The following is a 21946-nucleotide window of genomic DNA, read 5'->3' as shown; positions in this document are numbered from 1 at the left end:
ATCAATTTAAATGAAATAGTAGTACAGATTTAACTCATAAATATATTGATCTAATATGATCACAATTTAGATGAAGGCAGTGAATACTTATCTAATCAAAAAAATGAGTCAAGAGATGAAAATTGAGAAAAAGAAAACGTCAATTTCTATATGTTTTCCATAGAAATTGACGTAATATTTGTTTGATAAAGAGGTTTAAGTCCTTCCTCTTTTTTATTCATTCATTTTGGTTATCTTAATGAATATAATTATAGCTAGAAGCAGTAGATGCTGGAATTGTACGATAATCTACTGTACCTGGAGGTGTATTATAATTCATTTCTGATATTAAAATACTGCCATCAGGATTTACTTGCTCAACATATGCAACGTGACCAATTGGACCTTCATAATTTTGCATGATAGAACCAGCAGTTGGCGTGTTGTTTACTGTATAGCCATCTGCTGCAGCATTGTTAGCCCAGTGATCAGCGTTCCACCAATATGTACTAATTGGTTGTCCAGTTTCTGCTCTACGATTAAATACATGCCATGTACATTGACCCCAATCATATAAATTAGCGTCACTAGCAGAAGTATTACCTGTAGAAGGTGTTTGTGTAGCAGTGTTACCAGAACCACCTGAACCGCCAACACTTGATCCATTTGGAATCGTAAGTGATTGACCTGGATGGATTAAATAACCATTTAGATTATTTTCTGACATTAGTGCATCTACTGAAACACCATAATTGTTAGCAATGATGTTTAATGATTCACCAGATTTAACTGTATGTGAAGAACCACCTGATGTTTGTGAAGAAGTGTTTGAACTTGAGCTTTGACCACTTCCACCAACTTCGATAACTTGTCCCGGAAATACCATATTGTTATCGAGGTTATTGTTTTGTTTAATCTCATCTACTGAAACACCATATTGTTCTGAGATTGTCCATAGTGACTCACCTGATTGTACTGTATGTTGTGTTGATGCTTCAGCTTCATGGTTAGCAATAAACGCTGCTGCACCTGAAGCAGCAGTTACTGCAAATGCGAACTTTTTCAAAAGAACTCCTCCTCACACCTATATAAATAACTCATTTCAAATTATATATATCTGTATTGATTTTCTTTAATTGAATTCATGTTACATACTAACAAAAAATAGGCGACTTGTGTTTATTGTTATAGAGATGTAACATTATTAACATTTTAGTGCGTTGGTATGTAAACATAATAAATACTTTTGTTATGGACTTTAAACGGGGTTTGAGTTTTAGAATTCATTTTAAAATTTATTACTTTGTAACATTTGAAAATGTGTAAATTTCAATTAACTTAAATATCTTTTTAGAATTGATAATAAAATGTTTGATTTAACTTGGAATAGTGAAAATGAAAGTAATACATTTAATCAAAAACAAAACTATAACGACGTTTAAGCACCTTGATTATACAAATCAGCAAATAAATTTCAATTAATGTGTAAAACGTTATAACATCTAAGGAGTGAATTGGTTGGCTGAATCAACACAACAAATTAATCAAAAGCAATCTAAATCTAAAAAGGACAAATCCAAATCCCATGCGTATGGTAAAGTATGGTTATTCTTTGTTTATTATTGGATTATTTTTGGTATTGGCTGTTATTTTGGACAGTTTTTACCTATGGAATGGAGAAAGCCACTATCTATCGTCTTACTCGTATTAGTATTATTTACAGTTTTAACTAATCGTGCACGTAAGTATGGATTGGTTATTTCACATATATATGCCATAGTTGTCGGATTATTGTCCTATGCTACATTTACAGCTTATTTGCAAAATTTAGGGCCAGAAGTGTTTTATAAAAATGTGCTATTAGCAATAGGTGCTTTTATCGCATTTGGTATAATTGGCTACTTCATTGTCGATAACGCTGCAGGTATGGGTAAATACTTATTTGTTACGTTAGTCGCACTGATTGTTGCTGGAATCATCGGTATGTTTGTGCATAATCCAATATTCCATACAATCATTACAGTAGTAGGTTTATTGTTATTCTTATTATATACTATATATGATTTTAATCGTATGAAACGTGGTCAGTTTTCTCCACGAGAAATGGGATTCAATTTATTCATCAATTTATTACACATTATCAAATATGTATTAAGACTAGCGAACAAATTTAAAAAGTAATATATAAGATAAAAATTTACAAACCGAAAGTTATAAATTCTAATAAAAGAAAACCGTAACTGAATTTCTATAAAATTCAGTTACGGTTTTTTTAGTTTATTGCCTTTATCTTAACTTTTATTATCATTATTACTTCAGCAAGACCATTGAATAATATTCAGTTTAGATAAGATCGTCGTGTCACGAGAGGTTTAATTTATGATCATATAATAATGTGATATAACAATTTATTTTATCATTAATAAAATATAAAAAGTTTAGAATTAAGGACGATGAATGAAAAATTATGTTGACAAATTAAATTATTATATTCAAAATTATGTAATGATAAAACATGTACTTTGAAACTAAAAAAGTGAATGTTCTATTTTCAAAAGATGAAAATATTAAAGAAATATTCATTTTTATAAAAATGATTTTATGTGTATGGTGTGTAACTGAATATGAGAGAGGTTGGAATATGGAAGTACAGTGCTTAAATATTATTTCTAAAAAATTTTATCCTACTAAACGTGTAACAGATGGCCTACTACTATTACTGCCAATAAAGGGAGTATTAGAGATTCAACAATTTACCGCTAATGTAAAAATTGATACAGAAGTATTAATCGTAAACCATACAGAAATCTTTAGCATTAAACGAAATGAAACAACCATTTTATTATATATTGCGAGTGATTGGTTTTTAGAACGAGGTTATTCATTTTTTGATTATCAATATAACTCCAAGTTGATTCAATCTACAGCACAATTAACAAAATCTTTAATAGAGTTAACGAAACACTACTTAAACCATACATTAAGTTGTGATATTTATGAAAATTACATGGTCAAAATTGTTGAAATTATTGCTAATGAAGCTAAAGTAGATTCGAACTATTTACCCCAGCAAACAGACAACTCATATTTTGGTATTACTGGAGAAATACTAGATTATGTGAGTCGTAATTTGAAACAACCATTAACGTTAAAATCAATTGCCAATCATATTTTTATTTCACAATCAAATATATCTAGTCAATTTTATAGTAAGTTGGATATGAATTTTAAAACTTATGTGGATACATTAAAATTGGCAACATCTATGAAAGAGTTATTGAATGGTCAATATACCATTGGAGAAATATCTGACTTATATGGTTTTAGTAGCGCAGCACTTTACAGTAAAAAATTCAAACAATATTACGGTTATACACCCAATCAATATCGTAAGCTTACGAAATACAATAAAAATTTATATTATCCTTATGAAACACTGGATGACACATTTAAAGATCAAGTAAAATCTCAACTTACTACAAAATTAGCAAATAGTGATGTGCAAAACAATGAAATTACTATTTGCTCTGATTATTTTTCGGATAATCGCAATTCGTCTATAATCATTCAAATTTATACAATAACAGAGTTATACCAATTGTATACTGATCCTAAAATGAGTTATTTGATTGAAAATGACAATCAGGTTTATATTTATTGCAATATAAACGTAAAAGTTTTTCAAAAATACATTTCTGAACAACAAACATATAAAGCGATTGACTTTATCATAAAAAACAATGCACATTTGGTGCTTCAAGTTTATGAAAGTCAAGACATTGAAATATATTTAAATCAGATTTGTAGACCTTATGCGACTTATTTACAAACTAGCACAAACTTCAATCAGGATTTGCTTAATAAGATAACTTATTGTTTTGACTTAAGTACAATGCCGATAAAAGAAATTTATCGTAATATTATCAAAATCAGACAGTTTAGAGAAAATGTGAAATTTGGTATTGATATTACCCAATTATTTAATGAACCTGATACTTTTAAAATGTTGGAAGTACAGTTAAAGAGAATTGGTTTTGATTACTATTGTGTAGATAATCAAAAGCTTTCAACACCAAATTTAAATGATACTCATGAAATGTTGTTGACGAAAGAAATCTTTAAATTTAATTATATAAGAAAAATAATGTCAGAAATGTGTTTAGAGGAAAGGCATTATTTTTTATTAAATGTAAGAAATAATTTTTTAGTGCATGATGAGTCAATGAATATTATTGAAAGTCCACCATTGTTAGTCGGTGTTTTTAAAAGAATATTAAAACATTTTTCAGGTATCGGTGTAGATCTGATACAGCAAATGAATGGCAATGAATCTTTATACTTATATGATAAAAGTGGTTTCCGCACATTGGTCGGAAGTATGTTTCATCGTTTGATAGAAAAAACGCGCTATAAAGTATATGAACATGATTTTTATACTATTATTGACCAAGTAGATAAAATTAGCGTTTATATAAGCGATTGGCAAATTATGGAAAATGAAGTATCGAATCGTCATGCGACAAAAATGTCAGTTAATATAAATTTTAAAGATTTAAAGTTAAGAAAAAAGCATTTAATTTTTAAAGAGACTTATAACAATGTGCATGGAAATATCAATTGTGTAATACCAGGCAATTTACGTGAGAAATACCAGTGGTCTGATTTATTTATAGAAAAAATAGAAGCGTATAATAAGCCGCTAATTAATGTATTTGAACATCCATTTAATGACAAATCTTTAAGTGTAGCTATCGATTATAACACTGTACACATTATTGATATTTATAAATAAGCATTTGAGCCCGAAATATATAATCAAATTAACATGTTTTATAAAATTTAATTTACTGGTGTTCGTAATAATGACAAAGCTATAAAAATAAATGATAAAGACAGAGTTACTTTTTTTAGAGATAATGAAATTGTATTGCTTACTAGCGTTTGGAGGTGTAGCAACAATGACTGATGAAAAGAAGGCGCAGTTATTAAAAATTTATAAAAAATATAATAGAGTAATGTCATATATAGAAAATAAATATAAATTAACAATGAATGATATTGCTATTTTGGAAATAATACAACAAAATTGTAGACAGCAAAACATGCTGATGCAACCATTTTTAAAAATTGCGACGACTGAACTCGATTTGAGCCGGACAAAAGTGTTAGCATCAATTCGACGATTAATTAACCAAGATCGTGTAAGCAAATTACGTTCAACAAAAGATGAGAGAAAAGTGTTTTTATCGATGACGGAAGAGAATAATACGAAGTATCAAACTTTGTTAGATGAAATCGAAGCACAGGTAGACTAAAATATTTAAAAAGCATAATTACATAAAGATAACGCTTATTCAGTTACAAATATTAAAGATTATAACGGTATTGCGTGAACGAGTATGAGATATTAATCTCATACTCGATATAAAGGACTTATCCAAATTTTGTGGATTAGTCCTTTTTACAATTAAAATGATATAATTTTGATCGCGCTTATTTGTCCGGTTATAGTTTGAGGTTGTAATTCATCGACGTTAAGTTTACATTGGCGCAAACACATTTCAAACTCGCTTTAAATAAATGACAAAATAGTTAAGCTTACTTGAGAGAATCAATAAAAATATAAGCAAAGTAGCATGTTAATCTATGTGATATAATGAAAATATTGTATAATATGATGTATTGATTTACGCATTTAATTAGAAAGTGAGATGAAATTATGGGACGTAAGTGGAATAATATTAAAGAGAAAAAGGCCCAAAAAGATAAGAATACGAGTAGAATTTATGCTAAATTTGGTAAAGAAATCTATGTAGCAGCTAAATCTGGGGAACCCGATCCAGTTTCAAACCAAGCTTTAAGATTAACATTAGAAAGAGCAAAAACATACTCTGTGCCTAACCACATTATAGATAGAGCTATTGAAAAAGCTAAAGGTGGCGGCGAAGAAAATTACGATGAGTTGCGATATGAAGGGTTCGGTCCGAATGGCTCAATGATAATTGTAGACGCGCTTACTGATAATGTTAATAGAACTGCATCTGATGTTCGTGCTGCATTTGGTAAAAATGGTGGCAATATGGGTGTTTCTGGTTCTGTTGCTTATATGTTTGAACATACTGCCGTATTTGGTGTTGAAGATAAGTCAGCGGATGATGTCTTAGAAAGTTTAATGGAACAAGAGATAGATGTTAGAGATGTCATTGACGAAGATGGTTTAACCATTGTATATGCTGAGCCTGATCAATTTGCGCAAGTACAAGATGCATTACGTGCATCAGGTGTTGAAACATTTAAAGTAGCGGAGTTTGAAATGTTACCACAGTCAGATATTGAATTATCAGCAGAAGATCAAGAAACATTCGAACAATTAATTGATGCATTAGAAGATTTAGAAGATGTACAAAATGTATTCCATAATGTGGATTTGAAATAACATGGATAAAAATCAAGAAGTACAAAAATGGATTGAACAATTACAATTACATCCGCATCCAGAAGGTGGGTATTATAAAGAGACTATAAAAGCGATACCTGATAACTCAAATCAAAGGTCGGCCTATTCGAGTATATATTTTCTTTTAACGCATGATAATATATCACATTTTCATCGAATAGATGCCGATGAAATCTGGTATTACCATTCAGGAGATTCCTTAACTGTTCACATGATACACCCAGACGGCAACTATCAAAAAGTAACAGTAGGTCCTCATATCGAAAATGGTGATGTATTGCAACATGTAGTACCAAAAGGTACGATTTTTGCATCGTCTATTGAAGATTGTGCTGGCTATGCACTTGTGGGTTGCATGTGCCATCCAGCATTTGAATTTAAACATTTTGAGTTATTGAGTAAAGAATGGTTAAACGAAACTTACCCTGAGTTAAAACAAATTAACGATCGTTATGCTTTATCATCATTGGACATTAATAGTTAAATATAAAAGCAAACTCGTGTTACTTTCTCATTAAAACAGTTGTGAAAGTAACACGAGTTTTTTAATTAATATTATTTTGAAGTACCAAAAACTTCGTTAGCGATTTCAACAATATAAGCTAACTTTTTCCATTGTTCTTCTTCTGTCAATTTATTGCCTTCTTCTGTAGAAGCAAAACCACATTGCGGACTTAGACAAATTTGTTCTAAATCTATATAATTTTGTGCTTCTTTTACACGTTTTAAAATAGTATCTTTATCTTCTAATTCACCGTTTTTTGAAGTGAATAATCCCAATACTGCAAATGAACGGTCTTTTGGGAAAAATCTTAAGGGTTCGAAATCACCTGAACGTTTATCGTCATATTCTAAGAAGAAACCATCTAATTGTTCTTTGAATAGATACGGTGCGATTGGTTCGTAACCACCAGAAATGGCCCAAGTAGATTGATAATTTCCGCGACAAATATGTGTTGTGATTAATAAATCTTTTGGTAAATCACTGATTGCTTCATTAATCACTTTATAAGCAAGTTGACGCGCAACTTCTTTTTCTGATTCACTTCTATCACGCCCACGTGTGTTTTGTGTTCCAGAAGTCAAGTTTGCCCAATACACATCATCTAGTTGAATATAACGTGCACCAAGCTCATAGAATTTAAGTAAACTATCATGATAAGCCTTTGCTACATCATGTGCAAAATCATTGATGTCAGGATATATCTCTTCGTTTAAAATGTTAGGATGGAATAATTGATTTGGACTAGGAATAGAAACTTTTGCTGTTGCACGACCGTTCACCTTATCATATAAAAATTTAAAGTGTTCAAAATGGGGATGATTTGGATTGAATGCAACTTTATCAACCACTTTGACGTTGTGATTTCTAGTTTCCACACCTTCAAATGTTAAACCTCGCTCAGATGTGTAACCTTCAACACCATCCAAGTTTTCTAAGAAATCAAAATGCCACCAACTTCTGCGGAATTCACCATCAGTAATACTATGTAAACCAATTTCTAGTTGTTTATCTATGATGCGTTCAATTTCTTCATCTTCTATATTTTTTAAAGTTTGTGCATCTATTTCATTGTTTTGATAATCTTTACGTGCATCTTTTAAGCGTTTTGGACGTAGTAAACTCCCTACGTGATCCGCTCTAAATGGTCTTTGCGTCGTTGACATATGGCTATCTCCCTTTTTTAAAGAATTTTCTGAAAAATATATTAAAAATTTAACAAAATTCTCAACAATTGTCAATTTCGCTTTTGCGCTATGAAATATAGTACAATAAAAATAATTATCTACTCACTATTAACTAAAAAGTTAAATGTAACAAACATAAGATGACATGTAAGGTTCAGTTTTATATAATAATGACAAGGAGTTGGTGGCAGTGAAAGTAAAATATATTGATAAACGTCACTGGCGTCGCATCATTGACAGAGAGTATACGGAAGTCAAAGTGAATAATAACAAATTTAAAGGTATTATTGGGTTAGTAACGATGAAAAAAGTACGTGAACCACTAGAAGTATCGGTGGTAGGACAAAATATTGTTGTTGCTGATGATAACTATCAATGGTTACAAATATTACCTGAAAAAAAGCGTTATAGTATCACAGTGATGTTAGACGACAAGGGCAATCCGTTAGAATATTACTTTGACATAAATATAAAAAATGTTACGCAAAAAGGAAATGCGCGTACGATTGATTTATGCTTGGACGTATTAGCATTACCTAGTGGAGCATACGAGCTTGTAGATGAAGACGACTTGTTACGCGCTTTAAATCAAGGACAAATAACGAAGAAACAATATCACGAAGCATACATTATCGCACATCAGTTAATGATTAAAATTGATACAGATTTTACAACGATGCAAGACAAAATTATGTATTGTTTTCATAAAATAAAACAAAAAGCGAATTCTCAAAAACAATCTTCTTTTAATAAACAAAAATTTAAAGGAAAAAAGCATAAAGACAAAGACTCTGTATACAATGAGACTAAACATAAGCCGATAAAAAAATACAATAAGTATCATAATCATTCTAATCAAAACAAAAATAAATCACATCATAGTAAGATTAAAGATTCAAATGCATCTCAAAAATCTTAAAATTGTGGTAAACAAAATTCCCTATATTAGTCATGCATTAACCATGTTATAGTAAACACTGCGAGAATTGAAGATTACTGAATATAAGTAATTAACGCAAAGTAGATAAAAGTAAGGCCACCATAAATAAAGATATTTAAGTATTTGTAAAAATAGGGGGATAATTATGAAGATTGACGATTATCGCTTGTTAACTACATTAGATGAGACAAAAACGCTCAGGAAAGCAGCAGAAATTTTATATATCTCTCAACCAGCAGTAACTCAACGATTAAAAGCGATAGAAAATGCATTTGGTGTCGACATATTCATACGTACAAAAAAGCAATTAATAACTACGACTGAGGGTATGATGATTATTGAACACGCGCGCGATATGTTAAATAGAGAGCGTCTATTTTTAGATAAGATGCAAGCACATATCGGCGAAGTAAATGGTACCATCTCCATCGGTTGTTCGTCTTTAATAGGTCAAACGTTGTTGCCAGTTGTATTAAATTTATATACACGACAATTTCCAAATGTAGAAATTCAAGTTCAAGTAGGATCAAGTGAACAAATTAAAGCTAACCATAGAGATTATCATGTGATGATTATTCGTGGTAATAAAATGATGAATTTAAGCAACACACATTTATTTAATGACGAACATTATTTTATCCATGCAAAAAATCGTAATGATGAAGTAGAAAAGATGCCGTTTATCGAATTTCAGGCTGATCCTATATATATTAATCAAATTAAAGAATGGTATGGTAGTCAAATCGGTCAAGATTATCACGCGATGATTACGGTTGATCAAGTGGCGACATGTAAAGAAATGTTATTAAATGGTGTTGGCGTGACCATATTGCCAGAAATAATGATGAAACACTTAGATAAGGAACAATTTGCGTTTCAACGCGTAGATATAGACGATAAACCGCTGATTCGTTCTACTTATTTAAGCTATGATCCAAGCATGTTACAGTTGCCACAAGTTGATTCATTTATTAATTTAATAATGGAATACGTGGAATAATAATTATTTACAATTGAATATTTTGGTTCAGTTATAAAAGTAACTTTGCGAAGAGTTATATTGAATTTAATAGGAATAGAGGACGCTAAATGTTTAGTGAATTGTTACATATAAAAAATTATAAATTATTTGTTGTTAATATGATGATGTTAGGTATGGGTATTGCGATCACTGTACCGTATTTGGTATTATTTGCCACAAATGATTTAGGTATGACTTCTACCCAATATGGGTTGTTATTAGCATTAGCTGCAATTAGCCAATTCACTATGAATACAATTGTAGCGCGTTTTTCTGATACACATAGTATCAATAGAAAAACGATTATTATTACTGCGCTTTTTATGGGCGCAGTCAGTTTTTCAATTTATTTTTATGTTCATGAGATATGGGTTTTTATAGTAATGTATGCCATTTTCCAAGGTTGTTTTGCCCCGGCTATGCCTCAAATGTATGCGTCAGCGAGAGAATCGATCAATACTTCTACATCAAAGGATAGAGCGAAATTCGCTAACGCTGTATTACGTTCGATGTTTTCATTTGGTTTCTTGTTCGGTCCACTTATAGGTGCGTTGTTACTTAGTTTTAAAGGATATGCAGGTTTATTTGGCGGAACGATAACAATCATATTATTCACACTTTTATTACAAGTTTTTTTCTTTAAAGATATTCAAACAAAACGTCCGGTAGCAGATAGTACACATGTCGAAGCGGCTGCACCTAATATGCTGCGAGATAAAGTTTTATTTGTACCATTTATGGCTTTTATTTTATTACATATAGGACAATGGATGTATACGTTGAATATGCCATTGTATGTGACGAACTTTTTAAATGAGCCAGAAAGTCGAGTGGGCGTGCTAGCTAGTATTTGTGCAGGACTAGAAGTACCATTTATGGTCATATTAGGTATTTTATCGGCCAAGTTGACTACACGTACGTTACTGATACTTGGAGGTTTGTTTGGAGGATTATTCTATTTTAGTATTGGCGTATTTAACAGTCTTATCATGATGATTGTAGGCCAAGTTTTTCTAGCAATCTTCCTAGCGATTCTACTTGGATTAGGTATAAGTTATTTCCAAGATATTTTACCTGATTTTCCTGGTTATGCATCTACATTATTTGCTAATGCGATGGTGATAGGACAATTATGTGGTAATCTGCTCGGTGGTATAATGAGTCACTGGGTAGGCTTAGGTAACGTGTTCTTTGTTTCAGCAGGATCAATATTTTTAGGTATGATTTTAATATATTTTACGAAAGAACAAAAATTTACAGAAGAAAGTATGGAGTAGATTGTAATGACATTGATTTTATGGTTATTTATTATAGCAGCATTTGTTTTAGCGTTTATCGGTTTAATTAAACCAATTATACCATCAGTACTTATATTGTGGATTGGTTTCTTAATTTATCAATTCGGCTTTGATAATCATCATTTGTCTTGGATATTTTATGTATCGATGGCATTGTTCACAATATTTATTATTATTGCAGATTTCATTATGAATAAATATTTTGTCAGTAAATTCGGTGGATCAAAATTAAGCGAGTATGCAGCATTGATTGGTGTTATTGTTGGTTGTTTTGTCTTTCCACCATTTGGAATAATCATTATCCCATTTATAGCGGTGCTAGTAGTTGAATTTATACAGGAGCCACACTTTTCTAAAGCTTTAAAGGCAAGTTTTGGTTCAGTTGTAGCATTTTTAGCAAGTTCTATCGCTCAAGCGATAATAATGATTATTATGGTTATTTGGTTTTTCATTGATGCATTATTAATCAATTAATTTACGTAATGAAAGATGTTACAAGAGGCATACAATCTTGGCGAGCGTTACTATAGCATAAATGAATTGGAATATAAGCAATCTTCTTGTTTTCGTTATGACTACTTTAGTATAATCACTCACATGTGTTAAAAAACGGGAATAGGAAGGGAGTCTTAAATGAAATATCCAATTGCTATATGGATGCTTGCAATCGGTGCGTTTGCAATCGGAATGACAGAGTTTGTAATTATGGGTTTATTGCCCAACATCGCTAGAGATTTTGATGTTAGTGTGAGTCAAGCTGGTCAACTGATTACAGGTTACGCCTTAGGTGTTGCGATCGGTGGTCCTATCATTGTAATGTTGACAATTAAATGGAATAGAAAATATTTATTGTTGGCATTAATGGCGATATTTATTATAGGAAACTTTGCAGCATCATTTAGTCCAAATTATGGATTCATGATGACGAGTCGAATTATTACTTCATTAGCGCACGGTTCATTTTTTGGTATAGGTTCAATATTAGCAGCAAGTATGGTTAAACCAGAAAAGCGTGCTAGTGCAATGGCATTAATGTTTATGGGGTTAAGCATGAGTAATATATTAGGCGTGCCATTTGGAACGTTAATTGGCCAAAGCTTTGGTTGGCCAATGACATTTATTATTATATCAATCATCGGAGCATTAGCATTAATAGGTATTATTATATTTGTACCAATGAAAAAAGAAACAGTTAAATCATCTGTATTAAATGAACTAAAAATCTTAAAAGAAAAACGTTTATGGTTAACATTAGCTGTTACATTATTTGGGTTTAGCAGTGTGTTTGCTTACTTTACTTATATATCAACAGTACTTATTGATGTGTCACATGTACAAGAAAATTTAATTTCATATTTATTAATTATATTTGGTATTGGTGTCACATTAGGTAATGTTGTAGGCGGAAAACTTGCAGATTGGAATTTAAATAAAGCATTAAAAATGATATTTAGTGCATTTATTTTATATTTCATCTTATTATATTTTGTGCAAATGAATGGACTCTTAATGGTAGCAGGTATTTTCTTTTTCGGTCTGATCGGATTCAGTATGAGTCCATCACTACAATATAAAAGTACATTAATTTCACAAGATGCACCAACACTTGCGAGTACACTTAACCAATCAGCATTTAATTTAGGAAATGCTTTAGGTGCGTTTATCGGAGGTGTCGTGGTAACAAATCTACCAGTTGCATCCTTAAGTTTAATTGCGCCAATATTAACATTAATTGGCCTTATATTCTTATTTATCAATATTGCAGTAGAAAAGAAAGAAAGTATAACAACATAAGTGAAACATAAACTAAAAACACGTCAGCCACTTCTTAAATTTTAGAAGTATGTGCTAACGTGTTTTTAAATTATCTTTATAAAGAAGCATTTGTATTTTTATTAGTAAAGTGATGATCAATATATAATGCTGTTGGAATGAAGATAAAAGAAATAATAATAAAAGTCCAGTTGCTGATTAATATATATGGTCCTACAGTTAAAAATGTCTGTGGAATGAAAAAAACATAAAATATCCCACATACGGATAAAAGTAAAACGAGATATGTTAAAAGCCAAGATAAATGTGATGTACTAAAACAGCGTATTTGTACTGTTTTAAATAACATCCAAATAAAGAAAAAAATGATAGCAATACCTACGATTAATGTGAGCGGAAAAGTATATAGATATAGTCGTTTTGCACCAATAAAAAATCCTGCAAATCCTTTGAGAAAACAAAAAATACCCACAAACAGCAAAATATGACGCATAATATACTTGAAAATATTTCTTATTGTTTCATTTGGTAAACGTCTAAGTTCTCTTTTTGCATGAGCTTTTGGATCATGATCAAAGAATTCCATTGCTAATGCACCATCTTTTTCTGTTTCCAACAACTGATTTAAAACACGATTTAACATTTTTTCAGAATCATGCGGATTAACACTCAAATCTGCTCTAACGTAAGTCATATAATTTTCGAAAGTATCTCGATCTGTATTATTTAAACGTAATGCTTTTACATTGTTTTCACGCATTAATTTATCGGTAGATTTCATCGGCATTTGGCATTCCTTCTTACATATAAAATATATTGATAATGCTAATTATGACTAATATAGTATTATAAATCAATAACACTTTCAAAGGAGTAATAATGGAATATTTAAAACAAACGCAACAACAGTATTTAAATGAAATTGCAGAAATTCATGAACAACAACTTAATGAACAATATGAGCAATATCAAAACACTACTATCTCTGTTGCATTGCGCAAAGAAATGATTGAAAATGGATTAATGGCCAACACAGATGTTGTGATTATCGAAATACAACAACAACAAATGATTGCTTTTATCTGGGCAAAATATTTAAAACAATACCAAAAAGTCATTATTGAAATGATGTATGTTTCAGAAGATTATCGAAATCAGGGTATTGCGAAAGTATTAAAAAAAGAAGTGGAAATATGGGCGCATGCCAAAGGTGCTTTAGAAATCGAAAGCACAGTAGTCAACCACAATAACGCAATGAAAGATTTGAATTTTAAACTTGGATATCATATAAGTACAGTAACTATGAATAAAAGATTAATAATAAATAATGAAGATATTTAAAAATAATGATAAAATTATATTATTATTATGAAATTAACAAAAGGAGTTCTTACATGAAAAAATGTTTAGCACTCATACTTGCGTCCACTGTGTTACTTACAGCCTGTGGAAAAAATGATGAAAAAGCAACGTTAGAGAAAGATATTGATAAATTAGAAAAGCAAAATAAAGATTTGAAAAAACAAAAAGAAGATTTAGAAAAACAAAAAGATAAACTCCAAGATAAGTCAAAAAATTTAGAAAAAGATGTTAACGCTGAAACATAGGCTTCTAAATTTATTTCTTTACAAAATGATTTTATGCAATATTTCCCAGGAAATTATTGTACTATCGTTTTACAAATTGTTATAATGGGTATCATTAACGTAATGAACATAAAAAGTTTCAAAAATAGATTTGAAATTATAAGTCAGTTGTCTAGCAATACTTTTATATCAAGCGTGACTTTATAATGAATCATTTATTATACACAGTTTTTAAATAATCATTTTTCATTAGGAGAAAGAGGGAATAACGATGCATGAAAAAGATTTTGTATTACTAGAAGGGCGTTCAATTACGCTTCCAGAGTTAGGTAGAGAAATTGAAAGTATAACTGGTAGAGAAATCAAAGATTCAACGGGTGAAATTAAACGTGTTATTGCACATTTACCAAACTTTGAATCCGATACTGATACATTTGTAGCTACTTACAAATTAAATCATAAAAATGATTTTATAGATGCAACATTTACCGCACCAAAAAGTGAACGTGGTCGGTTAAAAGAAGTGGCTGTAAATGTTGAATTGATTAGTTATATTTCAAGAGCATAAGCAAAGCTTAATCTATGTGATAGCGCGGTATGAGAATAATCATAACGCGTTATTTTCTATAGAAATTTAATTTCCAGTTTAGAGGTGTAACAGTATGACAGTTTATATAGAAACTGAGCGTTTAAGGTTACGGGACTGGCAAGCAGAAGATTTACTTCCATTTCAACAGATGAATGCGAATCATCAAGTCCGTAGATATTTCCCGAGTTTACTAAGCTATCGACGTTCAGAACATGATATGAAAAAGATGAATGACATTATTATAAATCATGGTATAGGACTTTTTGCTGTTGAATTAAAAGAAACAAATGGATGGCTTGGTTTTATTGGATTGAACTATGTACCTAAAGACAGCAAATATACGTTTGATGAGCTACCATTCTATGAAATTGGCTGGCGTTTAATCCCTGAAGTATGGGGGAATGGTTTCGCAACTGAAGGTGCAGAAGCGGTACTCCAATATGCAAAACAGCATGGTATTAATGACGTATATGCATTTACTTCAGAAAATAATGCACCTTCACGTAAGGTTATGGAAAAAATAGGTATGGAATTATATGATTTCTTTGAATATCCAGAATTAAGCAAATACCATCCGCTTAAAAGACATGTTAGGTATTATAAAGATCTGACAAAACAAGCAAAATAAAATATTAAATAATGTAGTGAGACATAAATCTCATTCTTATAAAAAAGACTAATCCATATGAAAATGGATTAGTCTTTTGTTTATTACGATTTTGACCGTGCATGCTTGCCTGGGGATATGGCTCGAGCCAGTAGTCTCTCACTCATATCATTTCCCTAGGCGTCCGCACGGTACAAAATGATGTGTTGATACGATTTAGTATAAAAGAAAAGTACTTAGCATAAGCTTATTAATACTAATAAATAAGCTAAATAGGGTAATTAACTTATAGATTTTATAACATAATTCTATTGATATAACTAATGGAAAATCTTATTTTTAAATTTATTAAGTGATATAACTCGATTAGTCTTTTGTTTATTACGATTTTGACCGTGCATGCTTGCCTGGGGATATGATTCGAGCCAGTAGTCTCTCACTCATATCATTCCCTTACGCGTCCGCACGGTACAAATTCACAATGAATAACCATGTTTTAATTATATTTTCTTTTGTGTTTGATTTTTAATGAGGTGACTCAATTTTTGTAATGCAACATCAATATCTTCAATATTTATATAAGAATATGAAAACCTTATGTGATATTGAGCGTTTTTATCATAAATTTCACCGGGGTGAATTAAAATTTGATTTTGAATCGCTAAATCGAATAGTGTCTTCATGTTTACTGGCACATTCAATTTGAACCAAATATAATAAGAACCTTTAGGTATAGACCACGTACCTAATTCTTGAAAATGTTGATTTAAGGATTTTATAAATTTATTACGTCTCTCTAAAAGCGCTTGTTTTAAATATTTTAAATGTTGTTCATGGTATATGGGATTATTTAACCACTCAGTTGCGATAAATTGTGATAGTGAACTGGCACCATAATCATTTTGCATTTTTAAATCAGCTAAATGCATAACAACGGAAGGTTTACCTATAATCCATCCTACTCTTAAACCGGGGCTCACTGTTTTGGATAAACTACTCATATATAAAATATTATCGTTCTCTTCCAATGATTTTAAAGGTCGAGGGCGAAGACCTTCGAACCACAAGTCGCCGTATACATCATCTTCAACAATAGGGATACCTGCTTGTTGGCATTGTTGAATTAATTTATATTTTTCTGCTTGGGTATATGAATGTTGTGTGGGGTTATGTAAAGTCGGTATACAATAAAAGATACTATTTTTATATAACGTTTTTGCATTAAAAATAGTATTTATTTGTTGTTTTATTTTAGAAATCGGTAAAAAGTTAAGGTCTGCTCGAATATTATGCCATGTATGTACAGAATTTATATATGAAGGTGTTTCTATAATAATCTTTGAATTTGGTATGAGTAAACCGTCAGCGATTAGTTTTAATCCCTGCAATGCACCTGAAGTGATACAAATGTTTTCTTCATTACACGTAATCCCCAATTTTTTAACATGATTTACAATCGCTTTTCTTAAATTCAAATTACCTAAAGGGTGTTCATAATTGGTTTTTAGAGCAGTTGTCGTTTGTTTTGAAAATATATCTCGAAATTGCTTGTTTGGGATTAAATGTGGACTAAGTTCACCAGTACTTAACCGTATTATGTGCGCATCGAATTCTAATTCGTTAATTCGTTGTATAAAGTATTGGTTATTCTTTGAAGCGCTATTTTTAATATAGTCATGCCAATTCATATTATGGTTGATATATGTATTCCAATTGCTTTTTGAAACGTATAACCCTTTACGTGCTTTGCTTTCTAATACTCCATAACTTTGTAGTATTTCTAAAGACTGAATAATAGTTGAACGATTGACACGATATTGAGTAGCCAAATTCCTCTGAGAAGGTAATTTCATACCTGCTTCTAAATCACCAGTTTTAATCTTTGAAAGTATATCATCAATAATTTCTTTGTATTTTGGCGTGAACATGTTAAATCTCCTTTAAATGATTGGTTGGCTTTTTAATTTATAACTGGTTGGTAAAAATCAATTGAATATATTGTATCATGATTATATACAGAATCACGCTCCGTATTTATATTTGAATATTTAATGCGTATTATTTTGTAGAAGATTAATTCATTCAGTCGAAAGCATCAGTATAATGTGTGAATTAAAGCGAAATGATGGTTAGTAGTAATTGATTGTGAATGGCTAAATATACCTGCTAGTTAAGTTCGAGAGAAGGGGAAACTGGTATGGTTTAGTGATGATTTTGTTATTCAGAAAGAGGAGATAATATGTTTCAACCAATGATTCATGGTTTGTTTTTAGCTTTAGGTTTAATTTTACCTTTAGGTGCACAAAATGTATTTGTATTTAATCAAGGAGCAAACCAAAAACAATTCATTAAGACAATTCCAGTGATCATAGCAGCAGGGCTATGTGATACATTATTAATTGTATTAGCTGTATTAGGTGTGTCAGTTATATTACTGTCACTACCAATGTTACAAATTGTAATTTATTGTATTGGTTTTATTTTTCTTATTTATATGGCTTGGTCATTATGGAAAGAGAAACCTCAAGCGCTTGATCGTTATCAATCAATGTCTGCGCGAAAGCAAATTGGTTTTGCTTTGTCTGTTTCATTACTGAACCCTCATGCAATTATGGATACCATTGGTGTTATAGGTACGAACGCAGCAATATATGAAGGTACAGATAAAATGTTTTTTACCATAACTACAATCATTGTTTCTTGGTTTTGGTTTATATTTTTGGCTATTGCTGGCAAAGTCGTAGGTAATATTGATAAAACTGGAAAATATATCTTAATATTAAATAAATTTTCAGCAATGATTATTGTGATAGTTGCATGTATCATATTAAAACAATTATTAGTAATACTATTTTAAACATAAGAAAAGCAGAGATAATTGCATCGTAATGCATACATATCTCTGCTTTTAAAGTTAATCGTAACTTCTAACACCTAAAGGCTTATAGTTATGAATCGTTTCGAACAGCTCTTCAGGATTGTTACATAGTGGTGCAAGTGATTGATATTTTTTATCGATAAATCCCTCATGAATCATATGATCAATCAATGTTTGTAAAGGCTCGAAAAAACTGTTGATATTATAGATAGCGATTGGCTTTTCATGAATACCAATTTGTGACCAACTATACATTTCAAAAAATTCTTCTAAAGAGCCAGCGCCTCCTGGGGCCATGACAAATGCATCTGCTAATTCTGCCATTTTGTTTTTTCTTTCATGCATAGAATCAACTAATATGAGTTCACTTAGTCTAGTACTAGTAATTTCTCGTTCGTTTAACATATTGGGCATAACACCAATGGCACTACCGCCATGATCTAATACACCATCTTGAATTGCTCCCATAATACCAACAGAACCAGCACCAAATACCAGTTCATAATTATGTTTAGCCATATAAGTGCCTAACTGATAAGCTTCTTTCATGTAGGATGCGTCTTTACCTTTACTTGCACCACAATAAACAGCAATTTTTTTCATACTCTATTCCTCCGTAAATAATGACAAATCATTAATTATAGACAAAAAATTTTGTTCAAATATCGCAATGTCATCTGCTGTAAAAGCAGAAGGACCTTTAGTACGCCCGCCACTTTTTCGGAATTGTGCACTAGCATGTCGTTGTTCTAACAAGGTGTTGATATTATTTTGATTGAACACAAACCCTTTATGGTGCATAACAACTTTAGCTTTATTTAACAATAAACTCGCAAGTCCATAATCTTGTGTTATTACAATATCTTCTGATTGAGTGATTTTAACTATTTTATAATCGACCGCATCTGGGCCGTCATCAACATAAATGATATTGACGTGATCAGGTTGTACTTTTGAAGAAAAATGACTAAAGCTTCGAACGACGGTAACAAAGATGCTTGTCCCTTTCGTCAATTCAACAACAGAATTGGTAACAGGACAAGCATCTCCATCAATGATGACTTGAGTCATAATAATTATTTACCTTTTTCTTCATTGTTTTGTTTAACAATGCTTTTAGCAACATAATTTTTGTACTTTTTGAATTCCGCTAAACGATCTTTTTTATTTTTATCGCGAGCTTTGTCTTCTTCTTTATGACGTTTATCTATATTTTTTTGTAATTTCTTATTGAATTTATTTATTTCTTTGCGATTTTCTTTTTCAAGTTTTTCGCCTTTTTGTTCTGTTTCTTTGTCTAGTTTTCCTGGAGTCATGCCAACTTTTTCCATGTGTTTGTTAGATTTTTTCATAGATTGAATACGTTGTTTTTCATTTTCTTGACGTTTCTTATCTTCTTCATTGTGGCGTTTGTCTATATTTTTCTGTAATTTCTTATTCATTTTCTCTGCTTCTTTACGATTTTCTTTTTCAAGTTTTTCGCCTTTTTTCTCAATATAAGCAGGATCGTGCTCTTTAGCAATACGTTTTAGTTCGCGTTTTTGATCTATATTATGTTTTTTATCAATAACATAATCTTTTGCGTTTGAAGATTTATCTACTACTGTATCTTTAATTTGAACAGATTTGTTTGCTACGGTTTTTGAAGCTTTAGCAGTTGCATCACTGGCTTTTTTAACATCTGGATGATCTTTAATACGTTTACGTTCAACGATTAACGGTACTAAAAACACAGGCGCTACTGTGATGATTGTTTTAATTAATTGCTTTTTGTCCATACTCGTTGCCTCCAATAATTTTATACTATCTACTTATTACCCCATAATACATCATAATAAACGGTAAATACACGTTCTTTCATGGATTTATTGCTGTAATTTTAGAAATGAAATTTAAGAAGAGGCTGGACAAATTATTTGTCTCAGCCTCTAACCATTTTACTGTCCACTGATTCCCTGGCCTATACCAAAGCCGAAGTAAAGGATTGCGATTATAATAACTAACACAATTCTATAAATGGCAAATGGAATCAATTTTATTTTACTAATTAAGAATAAGAATGTTTTAATGGCAATTAAACCAACGATAAATGCTGTGATAAACCCTAGGAAGTAAAAACCAATGTGGTTTAAATGAATATATTCAAAGTTTTTTACTAGTGATAAACCACTTGCTGCTAACATCACAGGAACTGCCATAATAAATGTGAAATCAGAAGCAGATTTATGGTTCATTTTCATAAGTACACCTGTTGAAATTGTAGAACCAGATCTACTGAAACCAGGCCACATAGCGATAGCTTGAGATAAACCAATTACAAAAGCTTGGAAATAATTAATTTGATCTACTGTTTGTGGATTCGTAACTTTTTTACTGTATATATCTGCAATAATCATATATATTGCCCCGATAAATAATCCAATCATGACTGTTGGGACACTAAATAAATATTTTTCAATAACATCGTCAAACATTAAACCAAGGATACCGGCTGGAATCATACCCACAATGATGTGGAGTAAGTTTAAGCGTTTTGGTTTTTGACCGATACCATCGATGGGCTCAGATCTATATTTACCTATATGTAACATTTCAAAATAACGTTCACGGAATACCCAGGCTCCTGCGAACACAGAACCGAGCTGAATCACAATTTTAAAGGTGAATGCAGATTCAGAGCCTAAAAATTGAGTTGATTTTAACCACATATCATCTACAAGAATCATATGACCAGTAGAAGATACAGGTGCAAACTCAGTTAATCCTTCGACAATTCCTAGAATGATTCCTTTTATCAATTCAAGCAATATCATAATTAACCTACTTTCATAATATGGATTATAGTTTATTCATTTTCATTTTATAATAATAGCACATTAAAATTATAAAGTGCCATAGATAAATAAGATTTTGGACTAAAGACTGAGGAAAAAGGTACTTACTTCAGTTAATGGAGGCGAAAAGTACATCATTATAAATTTCCATTAGAACGGCAAAATATTTTTTGGAAAACTTTATTTATAATTTAATAAGTTTATAATGATGAAAAGTTTACTGTTTATGTTTAAAATTTAATAATTCAATCGTTTAATTATAATTATGGCAAAAATAGATAAAGTCCGTATAATT

General features: G+C 30.8%; 23 protein-coding genes. 15 read left to right on the top strand and 8 right to left on the bottom strand.

Annotated features, from left to right (window positions below; translation table 11 throughout):
• Window positions 1–235: 235 nt before the first annotated feature.
• The gene (locus KA824_RS09375) at window positions 236–1045 is read right to left on the bottom strand and encodes a LysM peptidoglycan-binding domain-containing protein (protein WP_107385293.1); all 810 of its coding nucleotides are present in this window, start codon (window positions 1043–1045) and stop codon (window positions 236–238) included.
• Window positions 1046–1497: 452 nt separating this feature from the next.
• Between KA824_RS09375 and KA824_RS09370 the strand changes: the two genes are divergently transcribed.
• The 5 genes from KA824_RS09370 (at window position 1498) to KA824_RS09350 (ending at window position 6920) form a co-directional block, all read left to right on the top strand.
• Window positions 1498–2160 carry a Bax inhibitor-1/YccA family protein gene (locus KA824_RS09370; RefSeq protein WP_107385965.1) on the top strand — a complete coding sequence of 221 codons (663 nt, stop codon included), beginning with the start codon at window positions 1498–1500 and terminating at the stop codon, window positions 2158–2160.
• A 460-nt stretch (window positions 2161–2620) separates the two neighbouring features.
• Complete coding sequence (locus KA824_RS09365) at window positions 2621–4771, top strand: helix-turn-helix transcriptional regulator (protein ID WP_107524089.1); 2151 nt, start codon at window positions 2621–2623, stop codon at window positions 4769–4771.
• A 166-nt stretch (window positions 4772–4937) separates the two neighbouring features.
• A complete protein-coding gene (locus KA824_RS09360) occupies window positions 4938–5294 on the top strand; it encodes a transcriptional regulator, SarA/Rot family (protein WP_107386436.1) in 357 nt (118 codons plus the stop codon).
• 404 nt (window positions 5295–5698) lie between these two features.
• Window positions 5699–6415, top strand: a complete 717-nt coding sequence (locus tag KA824_RS09355; RefSeq protein ID WP_107384426.1) for a YebC/PmpR family DNA-binding transcriptional regulator — start codon at window positions 5699–5701, stop codon at window positions 6413–6415.
• A gap of 1 nt (window position 6416) precedes the next feature.
• Window positions 6417–6920: a cupin domain-containing protein gene (locus KA824_RS09350; protein ID WP_181187683.1), complete on the top strand. Its 504-nt coding sequence runs from the start codon at window positions 6417–6419 to the stop codon at window positions 6918–6920.
• A gap of 71 nt (window positions 6921–6991) precedes the next feature.
• Here KA824_RS09350 and KA824_RS09345 read toward each other — a convergent pair whose 3' ends face one another.
• Complete coding sequence (locus KA824_RS09345) at window positions 6992–8104, bottom strand: 5-methyltetrahydropteroyltriglutamate--homocysteine S-methyltransferase (protein WP_107384428.1); 1113 nt, start codon at window positions 8102–8104, stop codon at window positions 6992–6994.
• 211 nt (window positions 8105–8315) lie between these two features.
• On the opposite strand from KA824_RS09345, the gene KA824_RS09340 reads away from it, so the two are divergent.
• The 5 genes from KA824_RS09340 to KA824_RS09320 all read left to right on the top strand — a co-directional run bounded on the left by KA824_RS09340 (window position 8316) and on the right by KA824_RS09320 (window position 13178).
• A complete protein-coding gene (locus KA824_RS09340; protein WP_181187684.1) occupies window positions 8316–9044 on the top strand; it encodes a ribonuclease FAU-1 family protein in 729 nt (242 codons plus the stop codon).
• Between the two features lie 166 nt (window positions 9045–9210).
• A complete protein-coding gene (locus KA824_RS09335) occupies window positions 9211–10065 on the top strand; it encodes a LysR family transcriptional regulator (protein ID WP_210133263.1) in 855 nt (284 codons plus the stop codon).
• Window positions 10066–10154: 89 nt separating this feature from the next.
• Window positions 10155–11363: a sugar efflux transporter gene (locus KA824_RS09330; RefSeq protein ID WP_107384431.1), complete on the top strand. Its 1209-nt coding sequence runs from the start codon at window positions 10155–10157 to the stop codon at window positions 11361–11363.
• A gap of 6 nt (window positions 11364–11369) precedes the next feature.
• Entirely contained in the window at window positions 11370–11858 is a 489-nt protein-coding gene (locus tag KA824_RS09325) for a DUF456 domain-containing protein (protein WP_019468182.1), read from the top strand.
• A gap of 159 nt (window positions 11859–12017) precedes the next feature.
• Window positions 12018–13178 (top strand): MFS transporter, encoded by a 1161-nt coding sequence (locus KA824_RS09320; protein ID WP_107384433.1) that lies wholly within the window; start codon window positions 12018–12020, stop codon window positions 13176–13178.
• A gap of 76 nt (window positions 13179–13254) precedes the next feature.
• Here KA824_RS09320 and KA824_RS09315 read toward each other — a convergent pair whose 3' ends face one another.
• Window positions 13255–13938: a DUF1129 family protein gene (locus KA824_RS09315; protein ID WP_181187690.1), complete on the bottom strand. Its 684-nt coding sequence runs from the start codon at window positions 13936–13938 to the stop codon at window positions 13255–13257.
• A 98-nt stretch (window positions 13939–14036) separates the two neighbouring features.
• Here KA824_RS09315 and KA824_RS09310 point away from each other — a divergent pair, with 98 nt between their 5' ends.
• The 4 genes from KA824_RS09310 to KA824_RS09295 all read left to right on the top strand — a co-directional run bounded on the left by KA824_RS09310 (window position 14037) and on the right by KA824_RS09295 (window position 15960).
• Window positions 14037–14498, top strand: coding sequence for a GNAT family N-acetyltransferase (locus KA824_RS09310; RefSeq protein ID WP_181187685.1), 462 nt, complete (start codon window positions 14037–14039; stop codon window positions 14496–14498).
• Between the two features lie 53 nt (window positions 14499–14551).
• A complete protein-coding gene (locus KA824_RS09305; RefSeq protein WP_107505178.1) occupies window positions 14552–14764 on the top strand; it encodes an SA0632 family lipoprotein in 213 nt (70 codons plus the stop codon).
• A gap of 250 nt (window positions 14765–15014) precedes the next feature.
• The gene (locus KA824_RS09300) at window positions 15015–15311 is read left to right on the top strand and encodes a hypothetical protein (protein ID WP_046207354.1); all 297 of its coding nucleotides are present in this window, start codon (window positions 15015–15017) and stop codon (window positions 15309–15311) included.
• Window positions 15312–15405: 94 nt separating this feature from the next.
• Window positions 15406–15960, top strand: coding sequence for a GNAT family N-acetyltransferase (locus KA824_RS09295; RefSeq protein WP_019468188.1), 555 nt, complete (start codon window positions 15406–15408; stop codon window positions 15958–15960).
• Between the two features lie 479 nt (window positions 15961–16439).
• On the opposite strand, the gene KA824_RS09290 is transcribed toward KA824_RS09295, so the two are convergent.
• Window positions 16440–17867, bottom strand: a complete 1428-nt coding sequence (locus KA824_RS09290) for an aminotransferase-like domain-containing protein (RefSeq protein WP_107386408.1) — start codon at window positions 17865–17867, stop codon at window positions 16440–16442.
• Between the two features lie 311 nt (window positions 17868–18178).
• On the opposite strand from KA824_RS09290, the gene KA824_RS09285 reads away from it, so the two are divergent.
• Window positions 18179–18796 carry a LysE/ArgO family amino acid transporter gene (locus tag KA824_RS09285; protein WP_107384437.1) on the top strand — a complete coding sequence of 206 codons (618 nt, stop codon included), beginning with the start codon at window positions 18179–18181 and terminating at the stop codon, window positions 18794–18796.
• A 57-nt stretch (window positions 18797–18853) separates the two neighbouring features.
• Here KA824_RS09285 and KA824_RS09280 read toward each other — a convergent pair whose 3' ends face one another.
• The 4 genes from KA824_RS09280 to KA824_RS09265 form a co-directional block, all read right to left on the bottom strand.
• Complete coding sequence (locus KA824_RS09280; protein ID WP_107384438.1) at window positions 18854–19420, bottom strand: LOG family protein; 567 nt, start codon at window positions 19418–19420, stop codon at window positions 18854–18856.
• A 3-nt stretch (window positions 19421–19423) separates the two neighbouring features.
• The gene (locus KA824_RS09275) at window positions 19424–19888 is read right to left on the bottom strand and encodes a YaiI/YqxD family protein (RefSeq protein ID WP_107384439.1); all 465 of its coding nucleotides are present in this window, start codon (window positions 19886–19888) and stop codon (window positions 19424–19426) included.
• Between the two features lie 5 nt (window positions 19889–19893).
• On the bottom strand, window positions 19894–20595 hold the full coding sequence (locus KA824_RS09270) for a hypothetical protein (protein ID WP_107386406.1): 702 nt from the start codon (window positions 20593–20595) through the stop codon (window positions 19894–19896).
• Window positions 20596–20754: 159 nt separating this feature from the next.
• Window positions 20755–21630 carry an undecaprenyl-diphosphate phosphatase gene (locus tag KA824_RS09265; protein ID WP_107360223.1) on the bottom strand — a complete coding sequence of 292 codons (876 nt, stop codon included), beginning with the start codon at window positions 21628–21630 and terminating at the stop codon, window positions 20755–20757.
• Window positions 21631–21946: the final 316 nt, after the last annotated feature.

This window comes from Staphylococcus sp. GDY8P198P (genome assembly GCF_017891615.1).
Taxonomy (GTDB): domain Bacteria; phylum Bacillota; class Bacilli; order Staphylococcales; family Staphylococcaceae; genus Staphylococcus; species Staphylococcus cohnii.
Note: the sequence above shows the minus strand (reverse complement) of the source record. Positions and strands in the feature narration are given on the sequence as shown.

Coding starts and splice junctions, on each gene's coding strand:
- KA824_RS09365 (WP_107524089.1), top strand. CDS start 2,621: ATGGAAGTACAGTGCTTAAATATTATTTCTAAAAAATTTTATCCTACT.
- KA824_RS09360 (WP_107386436.1), top strand. CDS start 4,938: ATGACTGATGAAAAGAAGGCGCAGTTATTAAAAATTTATAAAAAATAT.
- KA824_RS09355 (WP_107384426.1), top strand. CDS start 5,699: ATGGGACGTAAGTGGAATAATATTAAAGAGAAAAAGGCCCAAAAAGAT.
- KA824_RS09350 (WP_181187683.1), top strand. CDS start 6,417: ATGGATAAAAATCAAGAAGTACAAAAATGGATTGAACAATTACAATTA.
- KA824_RS09345 (WP_107384428.1), bottom strand. CDS start 8,104: ATGTCAACGACGCAAAGACCATTTAGAGCGGATCACGTAGGGAGTTTA.
- KA824_RS09335 (WP_210133263.1), top strand. CDS start 9,211: ATGAAGATTGACGATTATCGCTTGTTAACTACATTAGATGAGACAAAA.
- KA824_RS09330 (WP_107384431.1), top strand. CDS start 10,155: ATGTTTAGTGAATTGTTACATATAAAAAATTATAAATTATTTGTTGTT.
- KA824_RS09325 (WP_019468182.1), top strand. CDS start 11,370: ATGACATTGATTTTATGGTTATTTATTATAGCAGCATTTGTTTTAGCG.
- KA824_RS09320 (WP_107384433.1), top strand. CDS start 12,018: ATGAAATATCCAATTGCTATATGGATGCTTGCAATCGGTGCGTTTGCA.
- KA824_RS09315 (WP_181187690.1), bottom strand. CDS start 13,938: ATGAAATCTACCGATAAATTAATGCGTGAAAACAATGTAAAAGCATTA.
- KA824_RS09310 (WP_181187685.1), top strand. CDS start 14,037: ATGGAATATTTAAAACAAACGCAACAACAGTATTTAAATGAAATTGCA.
- KA824_RS09305 (WP_107505178.1), top strand. CDS start 14,552: ATGAAAAAATGTTTAGCACTCATACTTGCGTCCACTGTGTTACTTACA.
- KA824_RS09300 (WP_046207354.1), top strand. CDS start 15,015: ATGCATGAAAAAGATTTTGTATTACTAGAAGGGCGTTCAATTACGCTT.
- KA824_RS09295 (WP_019468188.1), top strand. CDS start 15,406: ATGACAGTTTATATAGAAACTGAGCGTTTAAGGTTACGGGACTGGCAA.
- KA824_RS09290 (WP_107386408.1), bottom strand. CDS start 17,867: ATGTTCACGCCAAAATACAAAGAAATTATTGATGATATACTTTCAAAG.
- KA824_RS09285 (WP_107384437.1), top strand. CDS start 18,179: ATGTTTCAACCAATGATTCATGGTTTGTTTTTAGCTTTAGGTTTAATT.
- KA824_RS09280 (WP_107384438.1), bottom strand. CDS start 19,420: ATGAAAAAAATTGCTGTTTATTGTGGTGCAAGTAAAGGTAAAGACGCA.
- KA824_RS09275 (WP_107384439.1), bottom strand. CDS start 19,888: ATGACTCAAGTCATCATTGATGGAGATGCTTGTCCTGTTACCAATTCT.
- KA824_RS09270 (WP_107386406.1), bottom strand. CDS start 20,595: ATGGACAAAAAGCAATTAATTAAAACAATCATCACAGTAGCGCCTGTG.
- KA824_RS09265 (WP_107360223.1), bottom strand. CDS start 21,630: ATGATATTGCTTGAATTGATAAAAGGAATCATTCTAGGAATTGTCGAA.